Here is a 7096-nt window from a genome sequence, read left to right on the forward strand (position 1 = left end):
GTTGTTTGGGGCGTTACGCCAGATAGGTGGCGGCGAACTCCTCCGGCGGCAGGGGGCGGCTGAAGAGATACCCCTGCAGCCGATCACACCCCGCCTCCATCAGCCACTGCTGCTGCTCCGGGGTTTCCACCCCTTCGGCGGTGATCCCTATCCCCAGCTCATGACCCAGGCCAATCACCGAGCGAATGATGGCCGCGGTGGCCGTGTTGCTCTCCAGTCCCTGGGTGAAGCTGCGATCCAGCTTGAGGGTCGCCACCTTGAGGCGGGGCAGATAGGCGAGCGAGCAGTAGCCGGTACCGAAATCATCGATGGCCAGCTGGAAACCGGCGGCCAGCAGATTGTCGAGGTTGGTCTCTATCTCGTCGGCATTTTCCATCAAGACCCCTTCGGTGATCTCCAGCTCCAGCTGACTGGCCTTGAGCCCGTGCCGGGCAATGCAGCCCTGCACCAGCTCGCACAGCCCCGGATCCCGAAACTGCAGTGGTGACAGGTTGATGGAGAGCACCATGTCCGGCAGCGCAGCTTGCCACTGGGCCAACTGGGCACAGCCCTGCTCCAGCATCAGCTGACCGAGCTGGCCGATGAGGCCCATCTCCTCCGCCAGCGGGATGAACTCCTCGGGGGAGATCATCCCAAGCTCTGGATGGGGCCAGCGGCAGAGCAGCTCGGTACCATGCAGCCGATGGCTGCGGGTGCAGATGATGGGTTGGTAGACCGCAACCAGCTGGGCGGCCTTGATGGCCAGCGGTAACTGGGAGGCGATCAGCTGACGCCGCTTGAGCCTGGCATGAAGTGCGGGATCGAACAGGGTGTAGTTCTGCTGCAACTGCTTGCCCTGCGCCAGAGCAGCTTCGGCATGGCTCAGCAAACGCTCGGCATCGCTCGCCCGCCCCTGGGCCAGCCCCAGAAACACCGGGATCTGGATGCGGTGATCCTCAATCAGGTAGTGCTCCATCAGCTGTTTCTGAAGATGGCGGCACCATGTCGAGAGTGGCTCGCTGAGCTCGGGCAGCAGCAGACAGAAGTCATCGGCCGCCACCCGGCAGAGCAGGGTACGAGGAGGCGCCAGCTGCTGCAGACGCTTGGCCACCTGGCTTAGCAGGCGGTCGGCGATCCGGATCCCGAAGCGATCGTTGATCTCGCGAAAATGGTGCAGGTCGATCAGCACCAGGGTGGCGTTACGGGTGCCGAGATGACGGCTGGTCTGCAAAAAACGGGAGAGTTTGAGCAACCCGGTCAGGCTGTCGTAATGCTGCTCCTGCTGCAACTGGGCCTGGGTGGTGCGCAGGCCCGTGATGTCGCGCCCCAGGGTCAGCGTTCCCAGGGAGTGGCCATCGCCCCCAGGCACATCCACCCGGGTGATATCCATGTGTCGCCCCTGACCACGGGCATCCAGCAGGCAGCACTCTCCGGGCCCCATACCTTGGGGTGCCGCCAGAATATGTTGGCTCTGCTGGCCCAGCACCTCCACGGCGTTGTGGCCAACGAAGTCGAGAAACGCCTGGTTGCACTCCAGCAAGACACCGTTGTGGTCATCGAAACGGATCAGATCCGGGATCGCATCGAGCAGAAAGCGCTGCAACAGCTGCTGCTTCCTGAATGTCTCCTCGAGTGACTTGCGCTCAGCTATCTCGTTGACAACGCCAAACACGGCGCAGGGCTCCCCCGCCTCGTTGTAAAGGGGGATCTTGTGGGTCTCCGACCAGCTGCCCCGCTCCCCGTTCTGGCAATAGAGCTGCTGGTTAAGCAGGGGGCTCCCCTCTGCCAGCAGCTTCTCGTCTTCACTGCGAAACACATCCCCCCAGGGCATCTGTGCATCCGTCTTGCCAACCAGCTCCGCCGGTGAGGCGTACTGTGCCTCGCTGGCAAAGCGGCGATTGACGAACAGATAACGCCCCTGCTTATCCCGGCAAAAGATACTCATGGGCAAGTGGTCGATGATCTGTTGCAGCAGATCCGGAGTGAGGATGTTGTTCACGGAGGCGCTTATGGAGGAATTTCGAGCAAATCTATGATAGACAACTCATTTTGTAAAGCGGCGGACAAATTGACGAGGCGTTGGATGCAGGATGCCTGCTGACAGAAAATGGCGCACCAGCGATAATGGGCACCGGTTGGCCAATGGCCTGTTTATGGACGAGAGAAAAATGAAAAAAATAATGGGGGGCGCCCTGGCGCTGCTGCTGGTTGGTTGTGCTGGTGACAACAATGGTGGTGAGGCATATCGCTACAATCCGCCGATTGCCAAGGCCACCAACAACACCCAGGAGATGGCGATCCCGGTGGATCTGGTATGGGCGCGCGCCGAAAAATGGTTCTCTGATCATGGTCTGAGCATCGAGAACAGCCAGCGCGGTTCCGGTCTGATGACCGCCAGCGTGAGCCAGGCCGCCGACGGGCTGGAGTGGCTCGATTGCGGCACCATGGGTGCCAAGGTCGCACTGGGCAACCCCAACCTGCAGATCAACCTGATCATCACCCAGAGCGGCAACAACAGCGTGGCCACCGTCAACGTCAAGGGCAACACCGAGCTGTTCTTCGTCGAGTCGTCCGGCGAGCGCGTGCCCGCCCCCTCCATCCAGCCGGTCTGCGTCTCTCGCGGCACTCTGGAGCAGAGTCTGTTCGCCACCCTCGGCAACTGATTTCACGCTCTTCGAACAATAAAAAAGCGGCAGATTTCTCTGCCGCTTTTTGTTGCCCCGAACCGGGATTACTTGTCGATATCGAGCAAGTGGTTTTGCAACATATAGTTGATTACCTGTTGGGAAGCATCCGCCTGAGATGGGCCATAAACTCCATTGGAATCCCCAGTAATTGAACTGAAGTTCTCGCCCAGCAAGACAATCTCCTGACTGACCTGATTACTCCCCGCCGCCGACTTCACCTGCAAATGCACGCCATCTTGAGCTTCGAAGGCCGAAAGCAACTTGCTGATATCTCCCTCCAAATTGCTGCCGCTGTGATCCAGCATATCGGAGAGATCCAGCTTGTCGGAGTGGGCGATGTCCACACTCTTGAAGTAATTCCAGCCGTTACTGCTCTGTTGCCAGCCTGACGTATGCTCCACATTGAAATCGGTAATATAGTCAATGGCGTGATCGGGAGTCATGGCTGCATTATTTGAGCCCTGCTCCAGGGCATCCCCCAGTTGCCACTGGAAGGTATCGGCACCATCCCCTCCTGTCAGTACATCCCCGTAGTAGAGCTTGCCACCCACGCTGATCGGGCCGGAAGAGCCGTGTCCATTGGTTCCCCCAATCAGAATATCCTCCCCCTGGCCCCCGGTCAGATGGTCATACCCCTTGCCACCATAAAGAGTCACACCGGAACGAGTGTCGATATTCTCTTCGATCATGACCTGAGGACCACCGCCATGCACACCACCCAAGGCGATATGCACCTGGCTGTCGTTGAGCACTGTCAGGTGATCATCGCCATCATTACCTGCGAAGGTTCGTCCGTTGTCTGACGGCTCAATGGTGATGGCCAGCGATCCTGTCGCTTTATCACCATCCGCATCCACCAGATCGAAACCGATGATCTTGCTCTGAGCGCCAAGCTGACTGGTTTGGTAAAGATACTCCCCCGTCACCAGACCAATGGTCAGCTTGTCACCATTACCCAGGGTAATCATCAGTTGCTGATGCTGAGCATCATAGCTTCCCCCCTGAGTTGCGCCGCTCACCAGACGACCATTCTCGATCACATAGATGTGACCATCGACGCGCACTGTGCTGATGGCGCCACCGTCAGCACCGGCACCGGTTCCCGCCAGGCCAAAGAGATCACCGCTCACTTCTCGCTGAACCGTACCGCTGATGGCTTGATCCAGCTTGCCCATATCGGTCACGACAATGGCATCAGTGTTCTGCTCGGATACCCCGTCATAGGCAGCGAGATTGAGTGCATCTTGATTGATTTGAGAACCCATTCCCAAGGCGAAGCTCTTGATGTCATTTGCTTTGAGGAAGTTCAGCCACTTGTTCTCGGGTACCCCATAGTTTGCCCATGGTTCCCCGTCGGAGAAGAAATAACTGACATTCTGCACACCTTGTCCCGTCAATTTACCCGGGTCGGCAAACGCATCGATACTCTCGTTGATGGCATCCTTGTAGTTGGTGCCCCCATCTGCTCGCAAGGACCAAACATAGGTCTTGGCCTCGGTCACCGTCATCCAGCGCTCACCGATGTCATCGGCCTCACTGCTGAACGTCACGATACGCACCTTGGTGCTACCCAGACTGTCATAGGTATTGAGCAGGGAAATGAGTGACTCCTTGGCAATATCCAGTCTCGTCTTGCCTGGAACGCCAGAGGCATAGTCCATGGAACCCGATACATCGACGATCAACATCAGATTGGTCTGGATCCCCGAGCCATCGATATGCCCTGCCTGAGGCGTGACCACCATGGGGCTGTCATCCTCAATGGTGATCGGCAGCTTGCCGGTGGTTACCGACTGCCCGTCAGACACATTCACGTCCAGCTCGAAGCGAAGTGTATCCTCCTGACCCGCTACAGGGTGATCGACAGGCCCCTTGAGGGTCACCTGATAGCTCCACTCTCCCTTACCCGTGGCATCAGGCGGTGTGAGCTTGACCTCGAGCACCGGCTTGCCATTGGCACTGCCTATCAGGGTCTGCCCCGACATGCTCCAGGTGATGGCACTCCCCCCTGACGTCAGCCCGGTGGGGCCGTTGAGGGTAACACTCACCTGACTGCTATCGGCGTCTTGCACGACCAGCTTGCCAGATGCCACAACGCTGTTGGTAGTATCCACACTGCCTTGACTATCTGGCAATGCTCCTGCCAGCCCCTCTTCGGAGAGCTGTACCTGCCCGGAAATCGCCAGAGTCGGACGCGCATCGTTATCGTGGATGACACCCGATCCGCTCACGCCACCTATGGTCAGTTGGAACCGCTCATCCGACTCAACGAGGCGATCATCGACCGCAGGTACATACACGGTGAAGCTGCTCACCCCTGCAGGAACGACAATCTTGCCAGTCTGGCTGTTGTAGCTCACCCCATTGCTGAAAGTCAGGCTTCCCAGATCACCGGCCGATGTCGGTGAAGCGCCGGTCCCCAGAATAGAGAGACTGTACTCGGTCGCAACATTGGTCGCGGCCGTCAAAGTCACGTTGTGAGCCAGTGAACCACCCTCGGTCGCCGACGCATCAGATACGGTGGCAATGGAAGGTGCGCTCAACGGGTTGACTGCGAAGCTGCCCAAGGCCCCATCACCATCTTTGTCCACGGCCCTGAAGACGAAGTCGATATCACCATCACCGACGGGACGCTGCATCTCCCTGTACTGGAAGAATTCCCATTGACCGTTACCTGGCGTGAACTCCAGCTTGAAGATGAGGTTACCGTTTTCATCCTTACCCAGCAGGGTGTTCTCCCCATCGGCTACCAAGCTGATCAGAGAACCAGCGGCGGTCTTGAGTCCGCTCTCGCCGGAAACCAGCTCGAGCGCCCCCTTGCCGTCCGCCCCCCACTGGGGATTGACCGCCCCGGAACCATAGGCGATAGCCTGAGGCGTATCGGAGCCCAAGAACTCGACAGATTTGATGGTGAAGTCACTGTTGTCCTTGGTGGTGAAGGCGTTACCGTTATCGGTAGCCTTGATCACCATGGTGTCAAAGCCTCCCAGCTGGACCTGGAAGTTGGCCGCATAATCACCACTACTGGTATTGGAACTGAACGTCTGGGTTGCAATCAGCTTGCCATCACGCCAGAACTCCACCACCCCGCTCTCCAGCTCACCACCATAGATCTTGCTGAACTCGAGCTTGGCACCGTAAGCAACCGTACCGGCATCCAGCTTGAAAACCAGCTGTTCGGAGGCACTGGAGCCATCCGCAAACTTGCGGAAATCCACTTCATTCGACAGGTTGTGATAAGGCGCCCCCACACTCTTGACCCCGATGCCATCCGACGAACCATTGACAGAGGCATCGATCAACTTGGAGGACGTGGCAGACTCGAACCCTTTGGCCGTAATGGTGAAACGACCGGCATCGATCACCGACTTGTCACCGGAATATCCAGTCAGGCTGAATTTACCGGTCAAAACATCCGGGATCTGGGTACTGGTGACAGAGACAGCCACGCTGTTACCGGCTATTGGAGCATCATCTTCGATAATAATCGGCAGCTTGCTGATGACACTGGACTGTCCATCACTCACGGCTACGTCCAGGTCGAAGCGAAGCGTATCCTCTTGGCCAGCGACAGGGTGATCAACTGGCCCGTTGAGGGTCACGACATAGGTCCACTCCCCTTTGCCGCTCGCATTCGGAGCCGTCAGAGCCACCTCGATCACTGCCTTGCCAGCAGCGCTGCCTACCAGTGTCTGACCAACCATGGTCCAGGTAATGGCCTGACCACCCGAAGTCAGATTGGAAGGCCCGCTCAGAGTCACCGTCACACGGCTGCTATCGACATCATTCACGACCAGCGTACCGGAACCCACCACCGAGTTGGTCGTATCCGTGTTACCGCCATTATCTGGCAAGCCACTGGCCAATCCCTCTTCCGATACGGTCACACTGCCATTCACCACGACACTCGGCGGCGCATCATTGTCCAAGATGGTAGAAGTAACGCGATCCTTGCCGGCATCAGCGACAATGGCCTCGAATGCCGTGTTGCTACCAATGCCACTGATAGTCGCGACCAGCCCCTCTGACGGTTCATAAGTCGCATCATTAACCGTGTTTACGGTAAATGTTGCCTTGCCATCAGAGCCGATGGTCACCGAGTTCAACCGCCCCGTCGTATCGGAGTCATTAGCCGCAGGACCGCCCCATGCAAGGTTGACTACCACTTCTTTACCGGCAGGGACGGTGACAGCATTACCCTTGCCATCAACAAGACTAACGGTATAGACCAGCTGGCCACCTTCGGCCACGCTCGACTGGTCCACCTCGAGCTGGGCATACACGGTGTCTTCCGCGCCCGGCACGGTCTCGTCGCTGACGGTGGTGGTCACCGCCCCCGGCAGCGCCGGGGCCTGCTCGTAGCCACCGCCGCTGGTCTCGCTCACGCTCACCTGGAAGCGCTCGGCCGGCTCGGCATAGACGTCGTCCAG

Annotated in this window: 3 protein-coding genes; 1 reads left to right on the top strand and 2 read right to left on the bottom strand. The window is 58.4% G+C overall.

Translation table 11 applies throughout. From position 1 onward, the window contains the following. Positions 1-13: 13 nt before the first annotated feature. The gene (locus ACB034_RS20305) at positions 14-1978 is read right to left on the bottom strand and encodes an EAL domain-containing protein (protein WP_371173608.1); all 1965 of its coding nucleotides are present in this window, start codon (positions 1976-1978) and stop codon (positions 14-16) included. Between the two features lie 169 nt (positions 1979-2147). Between ACB034_RS20305 and ACB034_RS20310 the strand changes: the two genes are divergently transcribed. Further along, positions 2148-2642 (top strand): hypothetical protein, encoded by a 495-nt coding sequence (locus ACB034_RS20310; RefSeq protein ID WP_371173609.1) that lies wholly within the window; start codon positions 2148-2150, stop codon positions 2640-2642. A gap of 68 nt (positions 2643-2710) precedes the next feature. On the opposite strand, the gene ACB034_RS20315 is transcribed toward ACB034_RS20310, so the two are convergent. Further along, positions 2711-7051, bottom strand: a complete 4341-nt coding sequence (locus tag ACB034_RS20315; protein ID WP_371173610.1) for a VWA domain-containing protein — start codon at positions 7049-7051, stop codon at positions 2711-2713. Between the last annotated feature and the right edge of the window lie 45 nt (positions 7052-7096).

Origin of the sequence: Aeromonas sp. S18(2024), assembly GCF_041402525.1 — a bacterium.
Taxonomy (GTDB): domain Bacteria; phylum Pseudomonadota; class Gammaproteobacteria; order Enterobacterales; family Aeromonadaceae; genus Aeromonas; species Aeromonas enteropelogenes.